Here is a 25,363-nt window from a genome sequence, read left to right on the forward strand (position 1 = left end):
GGGGCGGGCGTTCCTGCATTAGGTGTGAGAAGTGTTACTTCTTCAGCTCATCGATGATCTTGTTGAAGGTCTCCGATGGGCGCATGACCTTGCTGGTCTTCTCGTCGTTAGGCAGGTAGTAGCCACCCAAGTCAGCAGGGGAGCCCTGTGCCTCAAGCAGTTCCTTGTCGATTGCCTCAGCGTTAGCGCCAAGCTCCTCAGCGATCGGCTTGAACGCTTCGGCCAGCTCTGCATCCTCGGTCTGGTTAGCCAGCTCCTCAGCCCAGAACTTCGCCAGGTAGAAGTGGGAGCCGCGGTTGTCGATCTCGCCGACCTTACGCGAAGGGCTCTTGCCCTCATTCAACAGGGTCTCGGTCGCAGCGTCGAGAGTATCGGCCAGCACGCCAGCCTTAGCGTTGCCGTTCTCGTTCTGCTCGTGGCGGAAGGACTCCGCCAGAGCCAGGAACTCACCGAGAGAGTCCCAACGCAGGTGGTTTTCTTCCTGAACCTGCTGGACGTGCTTCGGTGCGGAACCACCAGCACCGGTCTCGAACAGGCCGCCGCCCGCCATCAATGGCACGACGGAGAGCATCTTCGCAGAGGTGCCCAGCTCGAGGATTGGGAACAGGTCAGTGTTGTAGTCACGCAGCACGTTACCGGTGACAGAGATGGTGTCCTCGCCGTTGCGCATGCGCTCAACGGTGACCTTGGTTGCCTCGACTGGATCCATGATGGAGATGTCCAGGCCCTCGGTGTCGTGGTCCTTCAGGTACTTCTCCACCAGGGTGATCAGGTTCGCGTCGTGGCCACGCTCTGGGTCCAGCCAGAAAATGGTCTTCATGCCGGACAGGCGTGCGCGGTTCACGGCCAGCTTCACCCAGTCCTGGATTGGAGCATCCTTGGTCTGGCAAGCGCGCCAGATGTCGCCCTTTTCGACGTCGTGCTCAATGAGCACCTCGCCATCAGAGTTCTCGACGGTGACCTTGCCGTCCTCAGCGATCTTGAAGGTCTTGTCGTGGGAGCCGTACTCCTCAGCCTTCTGCGCCATCAGGCCAACGTTAGGAACGGTGCCCATGGTAGTGGGGTCGAAAGCGCCGTTTGCCTTGCAGTCATCAATCACGGTCTGGTACACGCCGGCGTACGAGGAGTCTGGGATAACCGCCAGGGTGTCCTGCTCCGCGTCGTCCGCATTCCACATGTGGCCAGAGGTGCGGATCATCGCAGGCATGGAAGCGTCAATGATCACGTCCGATGGAACGTGCAGGTTAGTGATGCCCTTGTGGGAGTTCACCATTGCCAGGTCTGGGCCGTTGCGCAGTGCCTCGTCGAAAGCAGCCTTGATCTCAGCGCCATTGTCCAGCTCTTCCAGGCCAGTGTAAATAGCGCCCAGGCCATTCTCGCCGTCCAGGCCAGCAGCCAGCAGTTCCTCGCCGTACTTGTCGTAGACATCCTTGAAGAATGCGCGCACAACATGGCCGAAGATGATTGGGTCAGAGACCTTCATCATGGTGGCCTTCAGGTGTGCAGAGAACAGCACGCCCTCTTCCTTAGCGCGCTTGACCTGCTCCAGGAGAAACTCGTCGAGAGCCTTCGCGGACATGTAGGTGCCGTCAATAACCTCGCCCTCAAGCACCTTCAGGTCGTCCTTGAGCACCTTGCCATTGAGCTTGATGGTCAGGGTGTCGTCGGCAGGCATGATGACGGACTTCTCGTTGTGGCGGAAGTCTGCGGCATCCATGGTGGCAACGTCAGTCTTGGAGTCAGCGGACCAAGCGCCCATGGAGTGGGGGTGCTTCTTCGCGAAGTTCTTCACAGCCTGTGGCGCGCGACGGTCAGAGTTGCCCTCACGCAGCACAGGGTTCACTGCGGAACCAGTGACAACCGCGTACTTGTCCTTCGCGTCCTCATAGTTCGGAACATCGTAGCCTGCGTCCTGCAGCTCCTTGATCGCAGCCTTCAGCTGCACCAGGGAAGCGGAAATGTTCGGCAGCTTGATGATGTTGGCCTCTGGAGTCTTCGCCAGCTTGCCCAAGTTAGCCAGTGCGTCATCCAGCTTCTGCTCGTCGGTCAGACGCTCGGGGAACTGCGCAATGATACGCCCTGCCAGGGAAATGTCGCGGGTTTCCACGTTGATGCCAGCGTTCGACGCGAATGCCTCAACGATTGGCTTGAACGAGTAAGTGGCGAGCAGCGGAGCTTCGTCCGTGCGGGTCCAGATAATGGTGCTCATTGAGCCTCCTGTTATAAGTAGCGGGTTGTGGCCCCTACCTTACCCGTTTCGAACAAAACGCACGTACTGTTTGCCCGGTTTACTTACCTGAATACCCCCGGCATTCCCAGCAGTACCCTCTCCTTCTTCTTCGGCTGAGTCGGTGCTTGCTGTTCCTCCGTCCCGATTGTCTCGTCGAAGTGCAACACGTCATCGCCCGGCTGGTGTTGCTTGAAGGCCGTGGAGATCATCAGCTTGATGCGGTTGAGTTGGTTGACTTCTGACGCGCCGGGGTCATAGTCGATACCCACAATGTTGGCCTGCGGGTACTTTGTGCGAATCGCGCGGAACATGCCCTTGCCAATCACGTGATTAGGTAGGCAGCCAAACGGTTGGGCACAGATGATATTGGGCACACCGTTTTCTGCCATCGACATCATCTCCGCTGGCAGATACCAGCCTTCGCCGGACTGGTTACCCAGTGAGCAGACCTCCTGCACCTTTTCTGCCAGGTCCTGAACCGGTTCGGTATTGTCGAAACGCTCGGATTTAGCGATTGCTGCTCGCGCTGGCTTTTCATATTGCTGCAGTGCCCACAGAATCGTCTTCTGCATCCACATCGGGCCGTCAGGGGAGATGCCCAGGTTGTCATACGTCCAGTCGGAGACCGCAAACCCGTTCTGAAAGAACGCTGCCAGCGGTGGCAGCACGGCTTCACAACCCTCGGTCTCAATCGTCGCCACGGCGTTGTTGTTCGCATACGGGTTGTACTGCACCAGGATCTCACCGAGCACGCCGACGCGCGGGCGCCGCGGCACATCTTGCAATTCCACGGTGTCGAACTCGCGGACGATGGTGCGCACCAGGCGGGAGTAGGTGAAGCGAGTGCTTAACGACGGCACGTAGCCCCTGTGCTCGAAGAACTCCTGGACAGCCTGATCCCACTTGGCATACAGCGCGGAGACGTTGCCGCTGATCTGGTAGGGGCGGGTGCGCAGCAGGCAGGTCTGGAGGACATCGCCAAGCGTGAGTCCCTGCAGCACGCTGTGGGCCATCTGCGGGGTGACCTTGAATCCAGAGTGAGCCTCGAAGCCCTGCGCAGAGATGGACAGGACGGGGACTTGCTCGAAGCCTGCATCGCGAAGCCCTTTACGCAAAAGGCCGGTGTAGTTGGTCGCGCGACACATTCCGCCTGCTTGGGTAATTGCCACGGCTGTCCTGTCTGGGTCGGCGCGGCCGGAGAGGAATTCGTCGATAAGTTGGCCGATCACGACGACCGCCGGGTGGCAGATATCGTTGTTGACGAATTTCAAGCCAGTCTCCATCGTCTCATTCGACGGGGTTTCCAGCAGGCGGGCGTTGAGGCCGCAGCGCTGGAAGACGGGCATGAGCAGGCGCAGGTGAATCGGCGCGAGCTGGGGGACCAGGATCTCGTAGCCGTCCTTGCGCATGTCCTCGGTAAATTCGACGACCTCTTCGATGTGGCCCGGCTTCTCCAGTGGGTAGGTCACGACATCCTCGGACTCCGGGCAGGAGTCACGCTCGTCGACGGCCGCCGTCAACGAACGCAGCCGGATGCGGGCGGCACCCAGGTTGGAAACCTCATCAATCTTGAGCGAGGTATAGATGTCACCCTGGCCCTCCAGGATGTCCTGGACCTGCTCCGCGGTGATCGCGTCGATGCCGCAACCGAACGAGACGAGCTGGACCAACTGCGCGTTGTCGGTCTTGGCCGTGGTGTCCGCGGCCTCGTACAGGCGAGAGTGATACGCCCACTGGTCCAGCACACGCAGCGGGCGCTCAAGCGTGTTGTCCATGATGGAGTCCTCGGTGAGCACCGCCGCGCCCAGGCCGACGATCATCTCGGGGATGCCGTGGTTGATCTCGGGGTCCAGGTGGTAGGGGCGCCCGGCTAGGACGATGGCCTTGATGTTGTTGTCCTCGCAGTACTGCAGCGCGAGGCGGCCCTGTTCCTTGGTTTCGGACCGCACGGCATCCATTTCCTCGTAGCCCAGGCGGCACGCCTCCTGCGCCTCTGCCAGGGTCACGCCATAGTCAGCGAAGGTCTCTACCAAGCGCGACGGTAGCAGCTCGCGGTCATTGAGGTTCAAGAAAGGCGAGATGAACTTTGTGCCTGAGTCGATCAGCCGCTCCATGTTGTTACGGATGACCTCGGGGTAGGTCGCCACGATCGGACAGTTAAACGAGTTATTGGAGTCCGTGCGCTTCTCGTTGTAGATGATGCACGGGTAGAAGATCGCGGGAACATTTTTGTCGAGCAAGTCCTCGATGTGGCCGTGCACCAGCTTGGCCGGGTAGCAAATGTTCTCCGACGGGATCGATTCCATGCCCTTTTCGTACGTGGCATCATTGGAGCGCTTGGAGATAATCACTCTAAAACCCAGCGACTTCAGCGCTGTTGCCCAAAAGGGGTAGTCCTCATACATATTGAGCACGCGTGGGATGCCAATGTCGCCACGGTGCGCCTGCTTCTCCAGGAGTCGTCGATAAGCGAAAACACGCTTGTACTTCCAGTCATACAGGTTGGGGATCGGCGACTTGGCCGGGCGCTTCTCCAGCGAGGCGCCGCGCTCGCAGCGGTTGCCGGCCACGTGGCGCTCGCCGGAGGAGAAGTTGGAGATGGTGATCTGGCAGTGGTTTTGACACAGCTTGCAGGTCTTCATCTCGGTCTCGACGCTCAGTTCGCGCAGTTCCTCCAGGGAGAGCAGGTCGGAGGTGGGCTTGACGACGGGGTCGTAGTTCAGCTTTGCGGTCAATGCAGCGCCGAACGCACCCATGAGTCCGGACACGTTCGGGCGGATGACCTCGCGGCCGGTCAGTTCCTCGAAGGCGCGCAGGACGCCGTCGTTAAGAAAGGTGCCACCCTGGACGACGACCTTCGGGCCAAGCTCGTCGGCATCCTTGAGCTTGATCACCTTGTACAGAGCGTTGCGGACCACGGAGTAGGCTAGGCCGGCGGCGATGTCGTTGGTGGATGCGCCCTCCTTCTGGGCTTGTTTGACCGAGGAGTTCATGAAAACGGTGCAGCGGGTGCCCAAGTCAACGGGCGCATCAGCGTGGACAGCGCGGTCGGCGAAGTCCTGCACAGTGGTGTTCATGCCGGAGGCGAAGGTCTGCAGGAAGGATCCACAACCAGACGAGCAGGACTCGTTGACGCTAATCGAGTCGACGGTGCCGTCCTTGATCTTCAGGTACTTCATGTCCTGGCCGCCAATGTCGATGACGGTGGAGACCTCCGGCTCAATGTGGGCGGCCGCGCGGTAGTGCGCCATCGTCTCGACGATGCCCTCGTCCAACCCGAGCGCCGTCTTGACCAGGCCTTCGCCGTAGCCTGTGGAACAACCGCGCACGATGGTCGCGTCCTCAGGCAGCTGGGACTGAAGATTGTCGACGATCTCAATCGCCGCATCCAGTGGGCTGCCCTCGTTTGAGGCATAGTGGGTGAAGACAATGTTGTCGGCCTCGTCGATGCACACGGCCTTGATGGTGGTGGAACCGGCGTCGATGCCGAGGAAGAGGTTACCGTGGGCGTCGGCAGGCTCGCGGACCTCGATGACAGACGCGTTATGGCGCTCGACGAAGGCGCGGTAGTCCTCCTTGGAATCGAAGAGTGCTGGCATGCGGTGGGTGTCGTCGATGCTGGTCTCGGCGCTGCGCAGTTGACCCGCAAACTCGTCGAGGGCGGCGGGTTGGCCATCGGCCAGCATGGCCGCGCCGATGGCGACGTACAGCTGGCCGCGCTCCGGAACGACGAAGTCCGTGACCTTATCCAGGCTGCGGTGATAGGCCTTGCGCAACTCTGGCATGAAGTGCAGCGGACCGCCCAGCAGCATGACGGTCCCGCGGATGGGGCGGCCGTTGGCTAGGCCTGCGATCGTTTGGGTGGCCACGGACTGGAAGACGGATGCCGCGATGTCCTCATGGGCCACACCCTGGTTGAGCAATGGTTGTACGTCGGACTTGGCAAAGACGCCGCATCGCGAGGCAATGGGGTAGAGGGTCTCGTAGTTGGCAGCCAAGTCGTTGAGGCCGGCGGCATCGGTGTTGAGCAGGGATGCCATCTGGTCAATGAACGCGCCCGTACCGCCGGCGCAGGTACCGTTCATGCGCTGTTCCGGGGTGGGGTGGAGGTAGGTCAGCTTCGCGTCCTCACCGCCCAGCTCGATGATGACGTCAACCTCGGGGTGTTTGTGTTCGACCACTTCAGTTTCTGCGATGACCTCTTGGACGAACGGTATGCCCAGAATTTCGCTGACGCCAACGCCGCCGGAGCCGGTCACCGCGGCGCGGACCTGGATACCTGGGTGGGCGCGCGCGACATCGTCAAGAAGCTCGGCCAGCGCCACGCGGACGTCGGAGTGGTGCCGACGGTAGTCCTCGAAGTAGATGTCGTCGCCGTCCAGAAGAACGGCCTTGATAGTGGTGGAACCGACGTCGATTCCCAGCTGCAGAGACCCCATGATCACAAACTCCTATTACTGTAAAGGCTCTACAATCCAACATAAAAGGTATTCCTATGAAATTCCGCAACGTTGAAATTAGACTGGGACGTGAGCTTGTAAAACCTCATCGGTGTTGAAATTAGGAGAAGCATGACACGTGACCGAGGGCCCGCGGGCAAACGCGGTGAGATGCGTGAGGTCCTGATTGCGAGTGCGCAAGAGCTCTTCGCTAACAACGCTTACGTCGATGTCACGGTGCGCGCAATCGCCGAATACGCCCACTGTGACCCCGCGATGATCAGTTACTACTTCGGCTCCAAGATCGGGCTCTTCCGCGAAGCCATGGCCGTGCCCGGAGACCCCATCAAAACCATCGTGGCAAGCTTCGGCGACGGTGGCCCGGGCTCCGGCGAACGTGTCGTGGCCACGGTGCTCGACCTCTACTCCTCCGTCGACTCCAATTTCCGCCTCTACGTGGCCAACCTTTTAACTAAGGACGCTAACTACGATTCGTTCATGTCCTACCTTCAAGACGAACTCGTCCACGCGTTGGCGGCCAAAGTCCCCGGCAAGAACGCCGTCCTACGCACGCAACTAGCCTTCGGAGAAGTGCTGGGACTGTGCTTCGTACGCTACATCGTGGCGAAGGAGCCACTCGCCTCCATACCTTCCGATGTGCTGGCCAAACGCTACGGTCAGCTCGTCGATGTTACGTTGTTCGGCGCAACCTAGGCCAAGCGGGTATTCGGCCTTTGTGTGCCCTCGATGTGGCTGCTGGCGCTGTTCGCTCCCGGGTGCGCTCCCAGCTAGCATAGGGCGCTATGAGTGTAACCATTGCGAGTGTCAACGTCAACGGCATCCGCGCAGCCACCAAAGTGCGCAACGAATCCAACCCCGGCATGCTTGCCTGGCTGGATGAGACAGAAGCATCCGTCGTCCTGATGCAAGAGGTGCGCGCCACCGAAGAACAGGCCGAGAAAGCGCTCGCGCCCGCACTGGAAAAAGGCTGGCACCTGATCACCGCGCCGGCCGAAGCCAAAGGCCGCGCCGGGGTAGGAATCTTGAGCCGGAAGCCACTAGAAGATGTGGAAATTGGGTTTGGCAACTTCCTCTCCGCCGGTCGCTACGTCGCAGGAAACATCGACGGGGTGCGCGTGGCCAGCCTCTACCTGCCGTCCGGTTCTGAAGGCACTGAGAAACAGGACGAAAAATACCGCTTCTTGGACGATTTCGAACCAATGCTGGCCCAGTGGGCCACCGAGCACCCCAGCATGGTCATCGGGGGAGACTGGAACATCTGCCACCGCGAACAAGACCTGAAGAACTTCAAATCTAACAAAAAGAAATCCGGTGTCCTGCCCGACGAACGCGCCTTCATGGACTCAGTTTTCGGCAGCTTCCCCGACAGTGAGGCGCAAGGTAAGCCCACCGCAGGCGAGTACTTCGGGGCGCTTGAGTATGAGTCCGACGTTCGTCGACAAGCGAACCCTGACCCACAGTGGTTCGACGTGGCGCGCCGACTGCACCCCGACGATGCCCCATACACCTGGTGGACCTACCGTGGCCAAGCCTTCAACAACAACGCGGGCTGGCGCATCGACTACCAAGCCGCCACCCAAGACATGATGGACCGTGCCGAAATCACCTGGGTAGAAAAAGCGCCGACCGTCGAGCAACGCTGGAGTGACCACGCACCACTGCTGGTTAGGTACCGGTAGAAGCAATGTGGGGTTACGATACGCAAGACCTGCTGACGATTCTCTTCGTCATCGGCATTACCGCGGAGGCAATGACCGCCGCCGTGTCCGCCGGCCGGATGAGAATGGATCTGTTTGGCGTGATCACGCTGGGCGCACTTACGGCGCTTGGTGGCGGCACGATTCGTGACATCCTGCTTGATGCGTACCCCCTGACCTGGGTAGAACAGCCGTTATACCTGCTGATCGTCGTCATTGCATCGGTGATGACGGTGAAGATCAGTTGGCTGATGCACCAGCTCCGAAAATTCTTCCTCGTGGCGGACGCCATTGGGCTTGCCGCCTTCGTGGTGTTGGGCACCCAAATCGCCCTTGGCCTCGGGCACGGTTTCATCATCGCTGCCGTGGCAGCCGTGACCACGGGTGTCTCCGGTGGCATCATGCGCGATGTCTTGTCGGACCGCGTGCCGCTGGTCTTCCGGAAAGAGCTCTACGCTTCCGTGGCGGTGATGGGCACCGCGGTGTACATGATCCTGCTGTGGTTCGGCGTGCCTGAATGGATCGTCGCGATCATTACCGTGATCTTCGTGCTGGCAGCGCGCCTGCTCTCGCTGAAATTCAACTGGGCGCTGCCCGTGTACGAATACGACGATGAGAAACTTGCCGCAGTGGACCCGAAGCATCAGCTGTCCACATTCTTGTACAGGCGTGCGCGCCGGGTGCCAGGAGCGCGCCGCGTCTACCGCCAGGTACGCAAAATTCAGGATCACCGCCCCTCCCGCAGGCGCAACGAGCGCAGCAGGGACGAAGGGCAACGGGATGAATAAACAAGAGGGATGAGGCAGCGCACCCTAGCCGGGCTGGCTAGACTAAGACACCATGAGTGATAAGCAACGCGTACTGTCCGGCATCCAACCCACCGCTGATTCCTACCACCTGGGAAATTACCTAGGTGCGCTGAAGCAGTGGATCGAGCTGCAGGACAACTATGACGCGTTCTACTTCATCCCGGACCTCCACGCCATCACCGTGGACCAGAACCCCGAGGAGCTGCGCCACCGCACCGTCGCCGGCGCGGCTCAGCTCATCGCCTTGGGCATCGACCCGGCCAAGTCCACGCTTTTTGTCCAGTCTCACGTGCCCCAGCACGCGGAGCTGACATGGGTTCTGCAGTGCCTCACCGGGTTCGGCGAGGCCTCCCGCATGACGCAGTTCAAAGACAAGAGTCAGAAGCAGGGCGCGGAGCGAACCAGCGTTGGCCTGTTCACCTACCCAGTGCTGATGGCCGCAGACATCCTGCTGTACAAGCCACAACTTGTGCCGGTGGGGGAGGACCAGCGCCAGCACCTTGAGCTGACGCGCACCTTGGCGGAGCGCTTCAACTCCCGCTACGGCGAGACTTTCGTCGTCCCTGAAGCATTCATCCCCGAAGGCTCCGCGAAAATCCAGGACCTGCAGGAACCCACCGCCAAGATGAGCAAGTCCGGCTCCAACCCGAAGGGCATCATCAACCTGCTGGACGAACCGAAGACGTCGGCCAAGCGCATCAAGAGCGCCGTGACCGATAACGACGGCGTGATCGCCTATGACCGCGAGGCGAAGCCCGGCGTCTCCAACTTGCTGGCCATCCAAGCGGCACTGACCGGAAAGACTATCGACGAGCTGCTCGCCGGCTACGAAGGCGCAGGATACGGTGCCTTGAAGACTGATACTGCCGACGCGCTCGAGGCCTTCACCACCCCGTTGAAGGCGCGTTACGACGAACTCATGGACGACCGTGCCCAACTGGAAGACATCTTGGCCGCCGGTGCGGAGCGTGCCCGCGAAGTATCCGAGCCTTTGCTGGACGACGTTTATGAAAAGACCGGCTTTCTGCGCCCGAAGCGCTAGGGCTTAAAAGCAAGCCCGCCTGCTCCTTTTCTTCGGGAGTAGGCGGGCTGTGTATTTAATTGGTGGTTTAGAGGCCACCTTCACGACGACCAGTGCGACGGCTGGTCTTGCCAGACAGCATGATGGTGACGATCAGGCCGATAACGAAAATAGCTACGACGATCCAGATGAACCAAGACCAGTCCAGGCCACTGGAGTACCACGCTGGGTAGTTCGGGTACTGGGGAGATGCTTCCTGCGCGAGGTACGCTACGGAGCTCGCAAGAGAATCAGCAAATGGCATGGTGCTTAAAACCTTTCATGTACGTTCATGGCACTTGGATGTAATTATTACACGAGTATAGATGCAAATTACCTATTCACCTTTCGTATAGCCCCCTTCATGCACACTGTGAGAGAGGTAGCTACGATCGGGTAGGTAATAACTTATTTATTAATCGAGGGAGCCCATGTCCACCCGCACGAGCCCAAATGAACACAAGCTTGACGATTACGGCATTGAGCGCGAGCACAAAGATGACGAAAGTGTCGTCGAAAAGGTGCGCGACGAAGCGCCTGTCGTCGACCACCTCATGCGCATGCAGGACCGCTTCGGCAAGGGAGGCGGCAACCAGTACTCGGCCGGCATTACGTACTTCTCCGTCATGTCGGTGTTCCCACTGGCGATGCTTCTCTTCGGCACCTTAGCGCTATTCCTCGCCGGCAACCCTGATCTCTTGGACCGCATCCAGACTCAGATCACGGAATCCGTCGACAGCGATCTAGGGGAGCTAGTCAACAGCATCATCGACCAAGCCATCGCCGCCCGCGGTGCCGTGCTGAGTGTCGGTGCGCTGACCGCTTTGTGGTCGGGCTTGGGATGGATGAATAACCTGCGCGCTGGCGTGGGTGCGATGTGGAACCTCGCCCCGACAGAGGGCGGCAACTTCATCATGAAGAAGCTGCGCGACCTGGTGGCGCTGATCGGTCTGATTATCGCGCTCGGCTTCGCTTTCATCGTTACGGCTATCGGTTCTTCAAGCTTTACGACGACGGTGCTGGAACGCTTCTGGCCTGGCGATAATATTCCGGGGCTGCGTTGGATCATCTTCGGCGTGGCCATCGTGCTGGGTATCGCCGCCAACTTCCTGGTGATGTTCTGGATCCAGAAGATGTTGCCGCGCACGCACGTGCCGACGAAGTCTGCGCTGAAGGGTGCTCTGCTGGGCGCCATCATCTTCGAGATTTTGAAGCAGTTCTCCACCGTGATTATCTCGTCTGCTACCTCTAACCCGGCGGGTGCTGCATTCGGCCCGATCATCACCCTGATGATTGTGCTGTACCTGATCTGGCGCGTCGTGCTCTACGTGGCAGCGTGGACGGCGACCACTGAAGAAGCCCTGGAACATGCACCGGTGGACGTGCCTGATTCAGCCGTCATTCGCGTGCGCTCCGACATCAGCGCCTCTGCAGGTCAATCCACCGCGGACAGCAGCCGAACTTTCGGTATCGGTGCCATCGTTGGCGCATTGATCGCCGGTATTATCGCTGTTTTCGGCCGAAAGCAAGAGCCACGAAGCCCACAATGATTGTGGCCAAGAGGACCATGGCTGCAATCGCAACGCTCACCCCAGTTGAGGAGTCATAATCTGGCGCCGCAGACGCCTTGGGGGTGGGCGTTATCGTCTCTGTGGCAGGGGCCTCGTCGTTAAGCGATACGGCTAGATTGGCCACCGCGTCCTTCGCCGGCCAGTGGTAAGCCTCGTGCAGCAGCGACTGGGCCTGCTCCCACGCGCGGCCCTGCTCAACGGTGGTGTCGAGGATGACCGCCATCAGACGGCGCCCGTCACGCTCCATCGCGCCGACGAAAGTGTGGTTTGCGTCGTCCGTGAACCCGGTTTTGCCGCCGATGCCATCCGGATCGTTCATGAAAAGCCCGTTGTCATTCCACAGCTCGTAGCCTTCGACATCGCCGTAGCCCGGAAAATCAATGAACTCCGTGCCGACGATGCGGGCAAAAGTCGGATCCGAATAAGCGTGCTGGTAAATCACGCCCATATCCCACGCAGAGGTCTGCATGCCCGCGGCGTCGAGCCCCGAATAGGAGGAGGCGCGGGTATCCGTGGTGCCCAACTTAGAGGCGAGCTCATTAATCACCTTCAGCGTGGCCTTGTCGCCCCCAAGCTCCTGAGCTAAAGCGTGCGCGGCGTCGTTGCCCGAACCCATGAGCAGTCCGTGCAGCAGCTGCTCAACCGTGTACACCCCGCCGGCGCCCAACCCCACCGAGGAGCCGATCTGCGATGCCGTTTCCTCGCTGACGGTGACCTTCTTGTCCAAGGGCAGTCCTTCGATCGCCTCCAAAGCCAGCAGTACCTTGATAATCGACGCAGGGCGGTAGCGACCGTGCGGATCCTTCATCGCGATGACATCACCGGTATCAATATCTGCGACCAGCCACGCGGAAGCGTGCACGGACTCATCGACGACGAAACCTTCTGGGGCGATCAGCCCGCACGGACCGTCGTAGTGCTGCGGCAAAACCGTGGGCGTAACACCATCGGTGGGCACCTCGGACGTTGTCCGGGCCTGTGGCGGAACTAGCGCGTTAGGGCAGTCGTCGGTCCGTGGTGCCTCATCGCGCCAATCCGGGTCCGCTGACTCCGCTGACTCCTCCGGCTCGGCAGGCTCGGCTGGCTCGGCTGGAACAGTAATCGGCACCGCGGGAAGCATCGGGGTAGCTGAAGCAATCAGCGGCGAAACTAGTGTGGCACTCAAGGTTGCTGCGGCAGTGAAGGCGGTAATTTTTTTCATCAAGCGTTGATTCTAGGCCTTCGCTGTGTGGCCCCTGTGCTTGGAGGTTCAAAAGTAAGGATAGCCTGCCATAAAACTGCCTCTGACCTGAGGGTTAGTTAGTACTGCCTTGCTTGTGGCGGTGTCAACATCAAGATACTAATGGGGGTATGAGCGAAACTATGACCCCATCGCAAACCAGTACCGGACTCAACGAGAAGCTTAATCAACTACGCGCCGGAGTGATGGGTGCCAACGACGGAATCGTCTCCACCGCTGCCGTCGTGGTGGGTGTGGCTGGTGCCACCTCGGATGTCCGTTCCATCGCCACCGCTGGCATTGCGGCCGTCATTGGCGGTGCGGTGTCGATGGCATTGGGCGAATATGTCTCCGTTTCTTCCCAGCGAGATTCGGAAGAAGCGCTTATTGAAAAGGAGCAAAAGCTGCACGCCGAGGATCCCGAAGGGGAATTCGAGGTGCTCGTGCAGGAATACGTCGCGAAGGGCATCTCTGAAGAGACCGCCCACCAAGTAGCCACTGAGGTCACCGAACACGACGCCCTCGAGGCACACTTAGATATGCACTATGGCATCGACCGCAGCGATGTCGTCAGCCCATGGTCCGCGGGTATCGCATCGTTCTTCGCCTTTTTCCTCGGCGCGCTGCTGCCCTTGGCAGCGATCCTGTTTCCGCCAGAGAGCTGGCGGGTTCCGGTCACGTTTGTTGTAACGCTCGTCGCCTTAGCGATCACCGGAGTGGTTTCCGCGCGCCTGGGTGGGGCCAAGCCGGGACGAGCCGCGCTGCGCCTTGTCATTGGCGGCACGCTGGCGCTCGCCTTCACCTTCGTGGTGGGCTGGCTGTTCGGTACGAACGTGGCCTAGAACTTGGAGAAGCGCTTGATCAACATGTCCTCAAGCTGCTGCCAGTTCTCCGCCTTGTCATTAAACGGTGCGGACGGTACGTATCCCGCGGCCTCGGTGGAACCAAGCATGTAGGCCAGGTAATCCTGCATCCGCGGGTTCGCCAGCAAGAAGGAGTTCAGCGAATCATCGCCGGCCCAGTCCGCGGCATCCGCCATGATCTCATAGGCCTTGCCCATCTGGTCGGTGTCCACGGCATCGACACCCTTCTCAATGTCCGCCGCAATGCCGTTGAAGGAGTACGCATTATCCTTGTGCACCTGCAGCTCAAGCTCGCCGGCGTGCGCAGAACTAACCAGATCCTCCCAGGTGGACACGCGGGTGAGATCATGATCGTCGTTATCCAGCATCCAGCGCAGCAGCTGCTTGTTGGTGGGGAAGGTGAAGATCTCGCCGTACTTGCCCAAGAACACCGGCGCGCCATCGAGGTAGGTGCGCAGGGTGTATACGCTCTTGCCCTGGATGGTGATCTTCACAGGATCAATACCAGCGGCCGCCCACGCCGAGGTGTCATAAGGGTCCACGGCTTCGCGTTCGGCTTCCGCCTGCTTCTCCGCTTCCTCCCGTGCCTTTTTGCGTGCCTCCGCTGCATCGGTGATGCGTGTCGCAGCGGCGGATACCGCTTCGGCATCTAGCTCGTCTGTCGGTACAACGCGCACCTGCGCATCAATACTTTCGACGACGTTCTCCCAGTTCGTCAGCACAGCGCGACCAACAGCTGACCATTCGCCCAAGCCCTGATCGCCGGTGTAGTGCTCAACGCCCCGGTTGACGTTGCCCAACACGGAGTGCGATGCGAAGAAGATCACGGCATCCTCAGCGCCAGCCACCTGCGCCAAAGAATTAGTCAGCTGGAAGATGCGAGCAGTCGTCGACACGTTTTCGTGGTTCGGGCGGCCCGCCAGAAACTTCGGAGCACCGATGATGTCATACCGATGCTTCGCTTCCGGCACCACACGATCATCGCCACCAGCGCTAAACTGGCTCCACTTCGGGTGTGTGCTCAACTCATGAGAGGAGGCGGAGTCCAGGTGGGTCAGCAGCTCCTCGGGAGAGTGGAACAGCAACACCTTCTCAGCATCGCCGTAAAAGGCCTGCCACTCGGAACCGTGTTCCTTCCACGTTGGGGCCCACAGGGTGTAGAAGTCACCTTCCGTCAGTGACACTTGAACTGGGAGAATTGCACGCGTGCTCATGCACACCGACTTTACCGAATGCTATGCCGTTGGTCGCCAGAACCCCTTGAAAGCCATGCCAAGATTATTTGTCCGCACGGGACTCATCCCCACTGGGTCGCCGGCCTCCACCATCATCCCGTCGCCCGCATACATGGCCACGTGCCCATCCCAAACCACCAGGTCGCCCTCCTGAAGATCTTCATAGGCAACCTGCTGGCCGACAGCCTGGTTTTCCGCCGTGCGTGGAATCTCCACCCCGGCCTGGGCATACGCCCACGATGTCAGCCCTGAGCAGTCGAAACCGCCAGGCTGGCTCCCGCCCCACACATAGGGCGTGCCGATCTGGCTTTTCGCCGCCGCGACGGCAGCCTGTCCCGCCGCGTTATCGCCCGTGGCAGGGGCAGGTTCGGCCGGAGGGGCGGGAGCGGCTGCCGTGGTGGTCTCTGGGGAAACATAATTATTGGTGTGCTCCTCCACGGGCACCGCTGCGCGTTCCTCCAGTCGTTCGGCGAGAGGCTCCAGCTCTTTCTCCCAGCGCTCCACACGCACAGCTGCACGGGTGACGCATTCGACGCCAAACAAAGTGAGCTGAATGGCCACGGCGGGGGAGGTGGGGATCAGGGGCACTTTGAGCGTGGCCTCGCGGATGAACTCTTGGGCAATATTCCACAGGTCCGTGGCGCACAGGCCGGTGAGCACTAGGGCGTGGGCGGTGGTGGATTCGATGGTGGCGCCGTCGTCGGCAAGCTCATCAAGTCTGCGGTAAAAGTTGGCGGGATCGCCGTCGGTAAGTTCGGCCAGCTGGGCCACCGCATTAAACTGCGGAACCTTACTGATCAGAGGCGGGGTGAACTGCTGCGGAATGCGCGAAGCGATGGCCTGGACTGGCCCGGTGACGTCGATCATGCCAGCGTCCTTTCTAATCCGTCGGCGATGTCCGCATCAACGCTGAAAGCATCGGAGATCATTGTCTCCACGGACTCCGCGACTGAATTGGCTTCGTCGAAAAGTGCGGCGGAGGCATCGTCGTAACGCGAAAGCGCTGCGGTCAAGGCGTGGCAAAACCTGGTGCTGGGAAGTGGCACATCGCCGATGGTCTGCAAACCGTGGGCGTCCTCGCGGACGGCGGTGATTAAGGGACGAAGGATATCGGGGTCAACGTCAAAAGTGTGGTCATTGTTTCGAGTCATACCTACTTAGACTGTGAAAACCCGTTTCCGGTTCCGTCCTTTTCGGAATTAGTTCTAGCATGGGGGCTATGGACATTACTGTGGTTGACCACCCGCTTACCTCATCCCGCCTGACCATCATGCGCGATGCGCGCACAAACAACGCCGGATTCCGCTCAGCGCTGGCGGATCTGGGCAGCATGCTGATCTACGAGGCCTCGCGTGACCTGGAGGTAGAACATTTTGACTGCCAGACGCCGGTGGATGTCGCGGAAGGTACCCGCCTGAAGACCCCGCCGATCATCGTTCCCATTATCCGTGCAGGTCTGGGCATGATCGACCCGGCACTCTCGATGATCCCGGACGCCCAAGTGGGCTTCATCGGCATGGCCCGCGACGAGGAAACGCACGAGCCGGTGCCGTACCTAGAGGCGCTTCCCGACGACCTTGCCGGCCAGCCCGTCTTCCTCGTGGATCCGATGCTGGCTACCGGGGGCTCCTTGATTCACGCGATCCAGCTGCTGGTTGACCGCGGGGCGGATGACATCACTTGTGTGTGCATGGTGTCGGCGCAGCCTGGGGTGGATAAGTTGCGGGACTCCAATCTGCCGGTGCGTCTGGTGACCGCCGTGATCGATCCCGGCCTGGATGAAGACGCGTATATCGTGCCTGGCCTGGGCGATGCGGGTGACAGGTTGTACGGTCCGCGCAATATTGACCTCTAAACCACGGTTGTTTCGGTAACTAAGACAAAGCTGTGACGATCGCTTAGAATACGATCAGGAAGTTCTCATCTAGCGCCTAAGGGCGCGCGACCGTGGGGGATGAACATGGCACATGTCTTGATGGATCACCACTGGGCCAGCTACGGCTACAGCTTGTCCGAACGGCTCAAACGCTTGCGTTTGCAACGTGGCATGACTCAATTGCGGTTGTCGGAAGTGTCGGGCGTGTCGCGCACTCTGATTTCTAATCTGGAGCGCAACCACTACAACAGTCAGAGGAGCGCGGACCCCACCTTGTCCACTCTCTACCGCCTCGCTTTGGGGCTGCAGGTCCCACCGTCCGCCCTATTGCCCGCGGTGGACCGGGAGGTAGAAGCGGTGTGTCCCGACGATTTGCAGGATGACTTGCAGGCGTTAGATCCTTTTCGCGGCCTGTTCGGGGGTAACTAACCGGACCGCTTGGTCTAGTTGTAGACTCTCTACCCATAACCTTTTCACAGATGGTAGGGAGTGAGACCTCAGTGTCTATAGGGTCTTCAGGGTCTTCAAGGTCCTCTAGGGGCATCGCAGCAGACGTGCGGGACTGGTTCTACACCAACCGTGACACGGTCATCGCGTGGCGTCGCCACATCCACTCACACCCCGAGCTGTCGAATCAGGAACACGGCACCACCGATTTCATCGCGGAGATCTTGCGCGAGCACGGCCTCAAGCCCGTCCTTTTTCCCGGAACCGGCCTGTACGTCGATGTCGGTCCCGAAGGCCGCGACCGGCTCGCGTTTCGCGCAGACATCGATGCGCTACCCATCCATGAGGTGACCGACCTGGAGTTTTCGTCGTTACGCGCAGGTGTCTCGCACGCGTGTGGCCACGATGTGCACACCACCGTCGCCCTCGCACTGGCCTGCGCCTTATCGACGATCGACCTGCCGCACGGGGTGCGCGTGATCTTCCAGCCGGCTGAGGAAGTCATGTCCGGTGGCGCTTCCGATGTCATCCGTTGGGGCGCACTCGAGGGGGTGGGTTCCATCTTCGCCCTGCATGCGGAGCCGAAGCTGCGCGTGGGCAAGGTAGGCGTACGTACTGGTGCGATCACGTCAGCATCGGATGTGGTGGAGATCAACGTGTTCGGATCTGGTGGGCATTCTTCGCGCCCACACCTGACCTCCGATGTTGTCTACGCGTTGGGCGCGTTGATCACCCAACTTCCCGCCTTGTTGTCGCGGCGCATCGACCCGCGCACCGGCACCGTGTTGGTGTTCGGCCAAGTCGAATCCGGCTACGCCCCGAACGCGATCCCGCAGTCCGGCAAGGTCCGCGGCACGCTGCGCACCTCAGATATTGGTACATGGCGCACGATCGAACCAATCTTCAATGAGATGGTGGCCTCCATCGTCGCCCCGACTGGCTGCACCTTTGAGATCGACTATTTCCGTGGGGTTCCGCCGGTGCTTAACGACGACGTGGCCACCGCTTTGCTTGCGGACGCTGGTCGCGCAGTCGATCCACAGGGGGTGGTCGAAGCACCCCAATCCTCCGGGGGTGAAGACTTCTCCTGGTACCTCGAACACGTCCCGGGCTCCATGGCGCGCCTGGGGTGCTGGTCCGGTGAAGGCGAGCGGCAAGACCTGCATCAGGGCAACCTCGTCGTCGACGAACGTTCCATCGATGTGGGCTTGCAGCTTTTCGGTTCCGTCGTTGAGCGTTTTAGTGAGAAGGTGGGGGAGCCGGGGGAATTTGACGGCGACATCTTGAACTAGTAGCTAAGCTAGGCGTGGAACTGAACACTGAAATAGGAGCTACACACCCCGTGCCAAATCAGCGTAAGAAAATCGCGATCATCGGTGGCGGTCCTGCCGGTTATGAAGCAGCATTGACCGCGACCCAGTACGACGCAGAGATCACCATCATTGAGGCCCAAGGTCTTGGTGGTTCGGGAGTGCTTAAGGACGTTGTGCCGTCGAAAAGCTTCATCTCTGGCGCGAACATCAAGACTGACCTGCGCCGTGCCGACGATATGGGCCTCAACCACAACTTGGGCCGGGCGCACCTATCCCTGACCGCACTGAATAACCGCGTCTTGGCGATGGCTTCCGAGCAGTCGCGCGACATTCACAATCAGATTAAGCGCGCTGGCGTGGAGATCATCGACGGCTATGGCAGCTTTGACGACGATCAGTCCGGCCACACCACCCACGCCGTGCGCATCAAGCACTCCTCTGGTGAAGAGGAGGTACGTCAGTTCGACATGGTGCTGCTGTCCACCGGGGCCTCCCCGCGTGAGCTGGACGGCGCGAAGCCGGACGGTCGCCGCATCTTGACCTGGCAGCAGGTCTATGACGTGATCGAGATGCCGGAGCACGTCGTTGTCGTTGGTTCGGGTGTGACTGGTGCCGAATTCGTCTCCGCTTTCGCCGAGCTAGGCGTGAAGGTGACGATGGTCGCCTCGCGCGACCGCATCCTGCCTCACGACGACGCCGACGCCGCCGACGTGCTGGAAAACGTGCTGGCTGGCCGTGGTGTCACCCTGGAAAAGCATGCCCGAGTGGAGACCGTGACCAACACCGGTGATGGGGTCGTGGTCAAGACCACCGACGGCCGCGAGATCACCGGCTCCCACTGCATCATGTCCATTGGTTCCATTCCCAACACCGCGAACCTCAACCTGGAGGCCGCGGGCGTGGAGGCAGAACAGTCCGGGCACATCAAGGTGGACCGTGTCTCACGCACCAATATCTCCGGCATCTACGCCGCTGGCGACTGCTCCAACCTGCACCCGCTGGCATCCGTTGCTGCAATGCAGGGGCGCGTGGCCATCTACCACGCACTCGGCGAGGGTGTCACCCCGATCCGCCTGAAGACCGTGGGCAATGCCGTGTTCACCCGCCCAGAGATCGCCGCTGTCGGTGTGACTGAGCAGCAGATTCGCAACGGTGAGGTGGACGCGGACATCGTCAAGATGGACCTGGCGACCAACCCGCGCGCCCGCATGCGCTCCCTGAGCAGCGGCTTCGTGAAGATCTTTGCCCGGAAGGGATCCGGCCAGATCATCGGTGGTGTGATCGTGGCGCCGACCGCTTCTGAGCTGATCCTCTCGCTCACCGTGGCCGTGGCCAATAACCTCACCGCGGTACAGCTGGCAGACTCTATGGCCGTCTATCCATCCCTGTCCGGCTCCATCACGGAGGCCGCCCGCCGCCTCGTCAGCAAGGACGACCTGGACTAGCGCTGAATTAATCGTTGACGGTGCGGTAGGCCAACTCCGTCGTGGAGTTCAGGTCCACCGTGACCGGCCGGCCCTGATAGGGGAAAGCGCGCTGTGCGCAATCATCGCGTACGCACGCAGCGCACCCCGGGCCGATCGGGACCGCAGCAGTCGGGGAGAGGTTCAGCTGGTCGGCATAGACCAACCGGTGAGCCTGGTCCAGATCACACCCCAGGCCCACGGCGAACTCCTTGGCCGGGGTCCCAAAAGGCTGGACTGGGCCCTGCACCATCTTCGCGATCCACAAGTAGCTGCGCCCATCCGGCATGCTAGCCACCTGACGCGTCACACGATTCGGGGTCTCAAACGCGCGGTGCACCACCCACAACGGGCACGACCCACCGCTGCGAGAAAAGTGGAAAGAACTGGACGATTGCCGCTTCGAAATATTGCCCGCACGATCAGTCCGGATGAAGAAGAACGGCACAGAGCGCGACCCCGGCCGCTGCAAAGTAGATAACCGCTGGCAGGTGGACTCAAAGCTGGTGCCAAAATGGGCGCCAAGCAGGTCAATGTCATAACGCGTCTCCTCCGCGCGCGCCAAAAATTTGCCATAGGGCATTGTCACTGCTGCCGCGTAGTACTGCGCCAAGCCGAGGCGCGCCACCTTCCTCGCGGCGTCAGTGGGTAAGTCGGCGACCAGCTCGTCGATAAGCGTGCCCTGATCCAGCAATCCGTACTGCAAGGCCAGCTGAAAGCACAGCTGGGCCTCATTGATGCCGCCGCGCAGGTGGAGCTCGCGGGTTTCCGGGTGGAAGACGCGCCGGGGGCGTTGATCGTGCTGGTTGAAGCGCACGGTCACGCCGTGATTATTGTCCAGGGCGGTGGCCAGCCGGGTGAGGCGCATTTGGCGGACGCCGGCCCAAGCGGCAAGCTTTTCGGCGGCTAGGTCCAGCTCGTTGAAGTAGTTATTGGCATCGTAGAAGAAGTCGCGGACCAGCTGGTAGGGGTTGGGGTCGGTGCGTGACGACGATAACTCCGGAATAGAGTTGGCGATATCGGGGAAGCGGGCGGCAAAATCGGCGAGCTCATCGGTGGGGATGCCGGGCAGAACCTCTGTCAGCTCGTTGATCGTGCGCAGGTCGTGCTCGCTGGAGAAGTAGCTGGCCTGTACGTCGAAAGACTCCGTGAGCTGGAGCAACACCGTGACGGTCAGTGGGCGCTGATCATTTTCCAGCTGGTTGAGGTAGCTGGTGGAGATGCCCAACTGGTTGGCCATTTCCACTTGGGTGAGTTCATGGTGCCGTCTTAGCGTGCGGATCCGTGCCCCCGCGTAGTGCTTGCTCAACGTCCTTGTCCTCCTCGATCTTCGCGTGACCTGCAGATTTCACAAGTTACACAAATTTTACAAAGTCATGCCACACAAATATACACACTTCACCGTGACCTGGCGCACATTGTGGGGCGTAAAGTGACGGGCATGATCAACCACGAAGTTCGCACTCACAAGTCCGCAGAAGATTTTCCCATCGAAGAGCACCTCGCCTACAAGGTAGCCAAGGTAGCCGCCGACCCAGTCGAGGTGCCCGCCGACACCGTCGACATGATCATCAACCGCATCATCGACAACGCAGCCGTCGCCGTTGCCTCCGTCCCACGCCGCCCCGTCTCCACCGCGCGCACCATGGCCGAAGCGCACCCCGTCACCGAAGGCGGCGCGAAGGTCTTCGGCATCGACGGCACCTACTCCGCTGAGTGGGCCGCCTTCGCCAACGGCACCGCGGTGCGTGAGCTGGACTTCCACGACACTTTCCTGGCAGCCGACTACTCCCACCCCGGCGACAACATCCCGCCGATCCTAGCCGTGGCACAGCACAAAGGGCTTGACGGCAAGGCTCTGATCCGCGGTATTGCCACCGGCTACGAGATCCAGGTGAACCTGGTCAAGGGGATCTGCCTGCACGAGTGGAAGATTGACCACGTGGCACACCTCGGCCCATCGGCTGCAGCCGGCATCGGCACCATGCTGGACCTGGACGTGGACACCATCTACCAGGCCGTGGGCCAGGCGCTGCACACCACCACCGCAACCCGCCAGTCCCGCAAGGGCTTGATCTCCTCCTGGAAGGCCTCCGCCCCAGCATTCGCAGGCAAGATGGCCATCGAGGCAGTCGACCGTGCCATGCGCGGCGAGGGCGCACCAGCCCCGATCTGGGAAGGCGAAGACGGTTTCATCGCCTGGATGCTGCACTCCCCAGAGCGCACCTACACCGTGCCACTGCCAGCCGACGGCGAAGAAAAGCGCGCCATTCTGGAGACTTACACCAAGGAGCACTCCGCCGAATACCAGGCACAGGCACCGATTGACCTGGCGCGACGCATGAAGCAGACCCTCGAAGACAAGGGTCTGAACACCGCCGACATCGAATCCATCGTGCTGCACACCTCCCACCACACCCACTACGTGATCGGTACCGGAGCGAACGACCCGCAGAAGATGGACCCGAAGGCCTCGCGCGAAACCCTGGACCACTCCATCATGTACATGTTCGCCGTGGCACTGGAGGACGGTACCTGGCACCACGTGGACTCCTACACCCCAGAGCGCGCCGGCCGCCCAGAAACCGTGGAGCTGTGGCACAAGGTCTCCACCGTGGAAGACGAAGAGTGGACACGCCGCTACCACTCCCACGACCCGAACGAGAAGGCCTTCGGCGCACGCGCCGTGATCACCTTCGCAGACGGCACCGTGGTCGAAGACGAGATGGCCGTGGCAGACGCCCACCCATTCGGCGCCCGCCCCTTTGCCCGGGAGCAGTACATTAACAAGTTCCGCACCCTGGCCAAGGGCCTGGTCGCCGAGGACGAGCAGGAGCGATTCCTTACCGCCGTGCAGGATCTGGAGAACCTCACTGACCTGGGCGAGCTCAACATCGTCGTCACCCCAGAGACCCTCGAGGAAGCACCAGAGATCCCAGGAGGCATCTTTTAATGTTCAGCTCTGAAACAACCGCAACCGATCGTCGTAAAGCGCTGCGCGAATCGCTGGACTCAAGCGAAATCACCACACTCCCCGGCGCCTTCAACCCGCTGACCGCGCGCCTGATCGAAGACATCGGCGGCTTCAACGGCGTCTATGTCTCCGGCGCCGTGCTGGCCAATGACCTGGGTCTTCCCGACATCGGCCTGACCACCCTGACCGAAGTCGCCGGCCGCTCCCGCCAGATCGCGCGCGCCACCAACCTTCCCGTGCTTGTCGACGCCGACACCGGCTTCGGCGAACCCATGAGTGCAGCCCGGACCATCTCCGAATTCGAAGACGCAGGCATCGCCGGCTTCCACCTCGAAGACCAAGTCAACCCCAAGCGCTGCGGGCACCTCGACGGCAAGGAAGTCGTGCCACAAGACCTGATGGTGCGCCGTATCACCGCCGCCGTCAACGAACGACGCGACGAGAACTTCGTCATCTGTGCGCGCACCGACGCCGCCGGAATCGAGGGCATCGACAACGCCATCGAACGCGCCAAAGCCTACGCCGACGCCGGCGCAGACCTCATCTTCACCGAAGCCCTCTACACCCCGGCAGACTTCGAGAAGTTCCGGGCCGCCGTCGACATCCCACTCCTGGCCAACATGACCGAATTCGGCAAAACCGAACTGCTCAACGCCAAAACCCTCGAAGACATCGGCTACAACGCCGTGATCTGGCCCGTCTCCACGCTGCGCGTCGCCATGGGCGCCACTGAAGAATTCCTCCGCGACGTGGCCGCCACCGGCACCAACGCCGAATGGCTCGACCGCATGCAGCACCGCTCACGCCTCTACGAACTGGTGAAATACGAAGACTATAACGCCTTCGACCAGCAAGTTTTCACCTACTCGCTAGACACCTATAAGCCCACCTTCGACAACTAGACAACTAAACCACCACATCACCAAAGGAACCACCATGACTGAGCAAGACATCCGCAAAGGCCTCGTCGGCGTCGTCGCAGACTACACCGCCGTCTCCAAGGTCAACCCAGAGACTAACTCGCTGCTCTACCGCGGCTACCCAGTACAAGAACTGGCCGAACACTGCAGCTTCGAAGAAGTCGCCTACCTGCTGTGGAGGGGCGAACTGCCCAACGAAGAGCAGATGCAGGAATTCCGCGAAGTCTGCTGGAATAACCGTGAACTGGACCAGGGCACCATCGACATGATCATGTCCATGCCGACCGACTGCCACCCCATGGACGTCCTGCGCGGCGCCGTCGCCTACCTGGGCACCCAGGACACAGAGCACTTCACCAAGGACACCGACCACATCAAGCGCATCGCCCGCTCCCTGCTGGCGAAACTGCCGACGATCGTCGCCCTGGACATCCGCCGCCGCCGTGGCGAAGGCTACATCAAGCCTGACCCAGCCCGCTCCTACACCGAAAACTTCCTCTGGATGGTCTTCGGCGACGGCCCCGACTCCCCAGTGAACAAGCCCGGCGACGTCGAGTGCTTCGAAAAGTCCATGATCCTCTACGCCGAGCACTCCTTCAACGCCTCCACGTTCACCGCCCGCGTGATCACCTCCACCCAGTCCGACCCATGGTCCGCCATCACCGGCGCCATCGGCGCACTGAAGGGCCCCCTGCACGGTGGCGCCAACGAGGCCGTCATGCACAACATGATCGAAGTCGGCGACCCAGCCAAGGCCGAGCAGTGGTGCAAGGACAAGCTGGCCAACAAGGAACTGGTCATGGGCTTCGGTCACCGCGTGTACAAGAAGGGCGACTCGCGCGTGCCGACGATGGAAGCCGCCTTCAAGAAGCTCGCCAGCGAGCACGAGGGCTCCGAAAAGTGGGTGGAGATGTACGACGTCATGGCCGAGACCATGTACGAAAACACCTCCATCAACATCCGCCCCAACCTGGACTTCCCTGCAGGCCCGTCCTACTACATCATGGGCTTCGACATCCCGTTCTTCACCCCGCTGTTCGTGATGAGCCGCATCACCGGCTGGGCTGCCCACATCATCGAGCAGTACGAGAACAACTCCCTGATCCGCCCACTGTCCGCGTACAACGGACCAGATGAGCGCCACCACCCGAAGGCTGAGCAGTAAACCTTCCTGGTTGAGCTAGCCAGAGCCCGCGGCCGCACACTATCGCAGAGTGTGCGGAGAA

Annotated in this window: 21 protein-coding genes; 13 read left to right on the plus strand and 8 right to left on the minus strand. The window is 60.7% G+C overall.

The window, feature by feature from the left end:
* Nucleotides 1-34: 34 nt before the first annotated feature.
* Nucleotides 35-2,209: an NADP-dependent isocitrate dehydrogenase gene (locus ACHFGA_RS06645; RefSeq protein WP_394281623.1), complete on the minus strand. Its 2,175-nt coding sequence runs from the start codon at nucleotides 2,207-2,209 to the stop codon at nucleotides 35-37.
* 83 nt (nucleotides 2,210-2,292) lie between these two features.
* The gene (locus ACHFGA_RS06650; RefSeq protein ID WP_394281624.1) at nucleotides 2,293-6,669 is read right to left on the minus strand and encodes an acyl-CoA dehydratase activase-related protein; all 4,377 of its coding nucleotides are present in this window, start codon (nucleotides 6,667-6,669) and stop codon (nucleotides 2,293-2,295) included.
* Nucleotides 6,670-6,801: 132 nt separating this feature from the next.
* On the opposite strand from ACHFGA_RS06650, the gene ACHFGA_RS06655 reads away from it, so the two are divergent.
* The 4 genes from ACHFGA_RS06655 to trpS all read left to right on the plus strand — a co-directional run bounded on the left by ACHFGA_RS06655 (nucleotide 6,802) and on the right by trpS (nucleotide 10,238).
* The gene (locus ACHFGA_RS06655; RefSeq protein WP_394281625.1) at nucleotides 6,802-7,383 is read left to right on the plus strand and encodes a TetR family transcriptional regulator; all 582 of its coding nucleotides are present in this window, start codon (nucleotides 6,802-6,804) and stop codon (nucleotides 7,381-7,383) included.
* 89 nt (nucleotides 7,384-7,472) lie between these two features.
* Complete coding sequence (locus tag ACHFGA_RS06660) at nucleotides 7,473-8,369, plus strand: exodeoxyribonuclease III (RefSeq protein WP_394281626.1); 897 nt, start codon at nucleotides 7,473-7,475, stop codon at nucleotides 8,367-8,369.
* Nucleotides 8,370-8,374: 5 nt separating this feature from the next.
* Nucleotides 8,375-9,175 (plus strand): trimeric intracellular cation channel family protein, encoded by an 801-nt coding sequence (locus ACHFGA_RS06665; protein ID WP_394281627.1) that lies wholly within the window; start codon nucleotides 8,375-8,377, stop codon nucleotides 9,173-9,175.
* Between the two features lie 52 nt (nucleotides 9,176-9,227).
* Nucleotides 9,228-10,238, plus strand: a complete 1,011-nt coding sequence (gene trpS, locus ACHFGA_RS06670; RefSeq protein ID WP_394281628.1) for a tryptophan--tRNA ligase — start codon at nucleotides 9,228-9,230, stop codon at nucleotides 10,236-10,238.
* Nucleotides 10,239-10,305: 67 nt separating this feature from the next.
* On the opposite strand, the gene ACHFGA_RS06675 is transcribed toward trpS, so the two are convergent.
* Nucleotides 10,306-10,521, minus strand: coding sequence for a hypothetical protein (locus ACHFGA_RS06675; protein WP_394281629.1), 216 nt, complete (start codon nucleotides 10,519-10,521; stop codon nucleotides 10,306-10,308).
* Between the two features lie 166 nt (nucleotides 10,522-10,687).
* Between ACHFGA_RS06675 and ACHFGA_RS06680 the strand changes: the two genes are divergently transcribed.
* Entirely contained in the window at nucleotides 10,688-11,806 is a 1,119-nt protein-coding gene (locus tag ACHFGA_RS06680; protein WP_394281630.1) for a YhjD/YihY/BrkB family envelope integrity protein, read from the plus strand.
* Here ACHFGA_RS06680 and ACHFGA_RS06685 read toward each other — a convergent pair.
* Nucleotides 11,760-13,028 carry a D-alanyl-D-alanine carboxypeptidase family protein gene (locus ACHFGA_RS06685; protein ID WP_394281631.1) on the minus strand — a complete coding sequence of 423 codons (1,269 nt, stop codon included), beginning with the start codon at nucleotides 13,026-13,028 and terminating at the stop codon, nucleotides 11,760-11,762. The two genes, ACHFGA_RS06680 and ACHFGA_RS06685, sit on opposite strands and share 47 nt — an antisense overlap.
* Before the next feature lie 149 nt (nucleotides 13,029-13,177).
* On the opposite strand from ACHFGA_RS06685, the gene ACHFGA_RS06690 reads away from it, so the two are divergent.
* Entirely contained in the window at nucleotides 13,178-13,888 is a 711-nt protein-coding gene (locus ACHFGA_RS06690; protein WP_394281632.1) for a VIT family protein, read from the plus strand.
* Here the strand turns inward: ACHFGA_RS06690 and ACHFGA_RS06695 are convergent.
* The 3 genes from ACHFGA_RS06695 to ACHFGA_RS06705 are packed head-to-tail and all read right to left on the minus strand — an operon-like array spanning nucleotide 13,885 to nucleotide 16,295.
* Nucleotides 13,885-15,123 carry a hypothetical protein gene (locus tag ACHFGA_RS06695; protein ID WP_394281633.1) on the minus strand — a complete coding sequence of 413 codons (1,239 nt, stop codon included), beginning with the start codon at nucleotides 15,121-15,123 and terminating at the stop codon, nucleotides 13,885-13,887. The genes ACHFGA_RS06690 and ACHFGA_RS06695 overlap by 4 nt on opposite strands.
* Before the next feature lie 21 nt (nucleotides 15,124-15,144).
* Nucleotides 15,145-16,011, minus strand: a complete 867-nt coding sequence (locus ACHFGA_RS06700; RefSeq protein WP_394281634.1) for a C40 family peptidase — start codon at nucleotides 16,009-16,011, stop codon at nucleotides 15,145-15,147.
* On the minus strand, nucleotides 16,008-16,295 hold the full coding sequence (locus ACHFGA_RS06705) for a hypothetical protein (RefSeq protein WP_394281635.1): 288 nt from the start codon (nucleotides 16,293-16,295) through the stop codon (nucleotides 16,008-16,010). Before ACHFGA_RS06705 ends, ACHFGA_RS06700 begins: the two co-directional genes overlap by 4 nt.
* Before the next feature lie 68 nt (nucleotides 16,296-16,363).
* Here ACHFGA_RS06705 and upp point away from each other — a divergent pair, with 68 nt between their 5' ends.
* The 4 genes from upp to ACHFGA_RS06725 all read left to right on the plus strand — a co-directional run bounded on the left by upp (nucleotide 16,364) and on the right by ACHFGA_RS06725 (nucleotide 20,225).
* Nucleotides 16,364-16,999 carry a uracil phosphoribosyltransferase gene (upp, locus tag ACHFGA_RS06710; protein ID WP_394281636.1) on the plus strand — a complete coding sequence of 212 codons (636 nt, stop codon included), beginning with the start codon at nucleotides 16,364-16,366 and terminating at the stop codon, nucleotides 16,997-16,999.
* Between the two features lie 105 nt (nucleotides 17,000-17,104).
* On the plus strand, nucleotides 17,105-17,449 hold the full coding sequence (locus ACHFGA_RS06715; protein ID WP_394281637.1) for a helix-turn-helix domain-containing protein: 345 nt from the start codon (nucleotides 17,105-17,107) through the stop codon (nucleotides 17,447-17,449).
* A gap of 125 nt (nucleotides 17,450-17,574) precedes the next feature.
* Nucleotides 17,575-18,759 carry an amidohydrolase gene (locus ACHFGA_RS06720; protein WP_394281638.1) on the plus strand — a complete coding sequence of 395 codons (1,185 nt, stop codon included), beginning with the start codon at nucleotides 17,575-17,577 and terminating at the stop codon, nucleotides 18,757-18,759.
* A gap of 50 nt (nucleotides 18,760-18,809) precedes the next feature.
* Nucleotides 18,810-20,225, plus strand: a complete 1,416-nt coding sequence (locus tag ACHFGA_RS06725) for an NAD(P)H-quinone dehydrogenase (protein WP_394281639.1) — start codon at nucleotides 18,810-18,812, stop codon at nucleotides 20,223-20,225.
* Nucleotides 20,226-20,232: 7 nt separating this feature from the next.
* Here ACHFGA_RS06725 and ACHFGA_RS06730 read toward each other — a convergent pair whose 3' ends face one another.
* Nucleotides 20,233-21,552, minus strand: a complete 1,320-nt coding sequence (locus ACHFGA_RS06730) for a short-chain fatty acyl-CoA regulator family protein (RefSeq protein WP_394281640.1) — start codon at nucleotides 21,550-21,552, stop codon at nucleotides 20,233-20,235.
* 132 nt (nucleotides 21,553-21,684) lie between these two features.
* Between ACHFGA_RS06730 and prpD the strand changes: the two genes are divergently transcribed.
* Genes prpD through ACHFGA_RS06745 form a run of 3 tightly spaced genes read left to right on the plus strand, consistent with a single transcriptional unit; the run spans nucleotide 21,685 to nucleotide 25,302 of the window.
* Nucleotides 21,685-23,196: a 2-methylcitrate dehydratase PrpD gene (gene prpD, locus ACHFGA_RS06735; protein WP_394281641.1), complete on the plus strand. Its 1,512-nt coding sequence runs from the start codon at nucleotides 21,685-21,687 to the stop codon at nucleotides 23,194-23,196.
* The gene (gene prpB / locus ACHFGA_RS06740; RefSeq protein ID WP_394281642.1) at nucleotides 23,196-24,119 is read left to right on the plus strand and encodes a methylisocitrate lyase; all 924 of its coding nucleotides are present in this window, start codon (nucleotides 23,196-23,198) and stop codon (nucleotides 24,117-24,119) included. Before prpD ends, prpB begins: the two co-directional genes overlap by 1 nt.
* 34 nt (nucleotides 24,120-24,153) lie before the next feature.
* Nucleotides 24,154-25,302 carry a bifunctional 2-methylcitrate synthase/citrate synthase gene (locus tag ACHFGA_RS06745; RefSeq protein ID WP_394281643.1) on the plus strand — a complete coding sequence of 383 codons (1,149 nt, stop codon included), beginning with the start codon at nucleotides 24,154-24,156 and terminating at the stop codon, nucleotides 25,300-25,302.
* The last annotated feature ends 61 nt before the right edge of the window (nucleotides 25,303-25,363 follow it).

The sequence above is a fragment of the Corynebacterium sp. genome, from assembly GCF_043426755.1.
Classification (GTDB): domain Bacteria; phylum Actinomycetota; class Actinomycetes; order Mycobacteriales; family Mycobacteriaceae; genus Corynebacterium.

Bases quoted from the DNA above. Each gene is read 5' to 3' on its own strand.
- ACHFGA_RS06645 (WP_394281623.1), bottom strand. From the start codon at position 2,209: ATGAGCACCATTATCTGGACCCGCACGGACGAAGCTCCGCTGCTCGCC.
- ACHFGA_RS06650 (WP_394281624.1), bottom strand. From the start codon at position 6,669: ATGGGGTCTCTGCAGCTGGGAATCGACGTCGGTTCCACCACTATCAAG.
- ACHFGA_RS06655 (WP_394281625.1), top strand. From the start codon at position 6,802: ATGACACGTGACCGAGGGCCCGCGGGCAAACGCGGTGAGATGCGTGAG.
- ACHFGA_RS06660 (WP_394281626.1), top strand. From the start codon at position 7,473: ATGAGTGTAACCATTGCGAGTGTCAACGTCAACGGCATCCGCGCAGCC.
- ACHFGA_RS06665 (WP_394281627.1), top strand. From the start codon at position 8,375: ATGTGGGGTTACGATACGCAAGACCTGCTGACGATTCTCTTCGTCATC.
- trpS (WP_394281628.1), top strand. From the start codon at position 9,228: ATGAGTGATAAGCAACGCGTACTGTCCGGCATCCAACCCACCGCTGAT.
- ACHFGA_RS06675 (WP_394281629.1), bottom strand. From the start codon at position 10,521: ATGCCATTTGCTGATTCTCTTGCGAGCTCCGTAGCGTACCTCGCGCAG.
- ACHFGA_RS06680 (WP_394281630.1), top strand. From the start codon at position 10,688: ATGTCCACCCGCACGAGCCCAAATGAACACAAGCTTGACGATTACGGC.
- ACHFGA_RS06685 (WP_394281631.1), bottom strand. From the start codon at position 13,028: ATGAAAAAAATTACCGCCTTCACTGCCGCAGCAACCTTGAGTGCCACA.
- ACHFGA_RS06690 (WP_394281632.1), top strand. From the start codon at position 13,178: ATGAGCGAAACTATGACCCCATCGCAAACCAGTACCGGACTCAACGAG.
- ACHFGA_RS06695 (WP_394281633.1), bottom strand. From the start codon at position 15,123: ATGAGCACGCGTGCAATTCTCCCAGTTCAAGTGTCACTGACGGAAGGT.
- ACHFGA_RS06700 (WP_394281634.1), bottom strand. From the start codon at position 16,011: ATGATCGACGTCACCGGGCCAGTCCAGGCCATCGCTTCGCGCATTCCG.
- ACHFGA_RS06705 (WP_394281635.1), bottom strand. From the start codon at position 16,295: ATGACTCGAAACAATGACCACACTTTTGACGTTGACCCCGATATCCTT.
- upp (WP_394281636.1), top strand. From the start codon at position 16,364: ATGGACATTACTGTGGTTGACCACCCGCTTACCTCATCCCGCCTGACC.
- ACHFGA_RS06715 (WP_394281637.1), top strand. From the start codon at position 17,105: ATGGCACATGTCTTGATGGATCACCACTGGGCCAGCTACGGCTACAGC.
- prpD (WP_394281641.1), top strand. From the start codon at position 21,685: ATGATCAACCACGAAGTTCGCACTCACAAGTCCGCAGAAGATTTTCCC.
- prpB (WP_394281642.1), top strand. From the start codon at position 23,196: ATGTTCAGCTCTGAAACAACCGCAACCGATCGTCGTAAAGCGCTGCGC.
- ACHFGA_RS06745 (WP_394281643.1), top strand. From the start codon at position 24,154: ATGACTGAGCAAGACATCCGCAAAGGCCTCGTCGGCGTCGTCGCAGAC.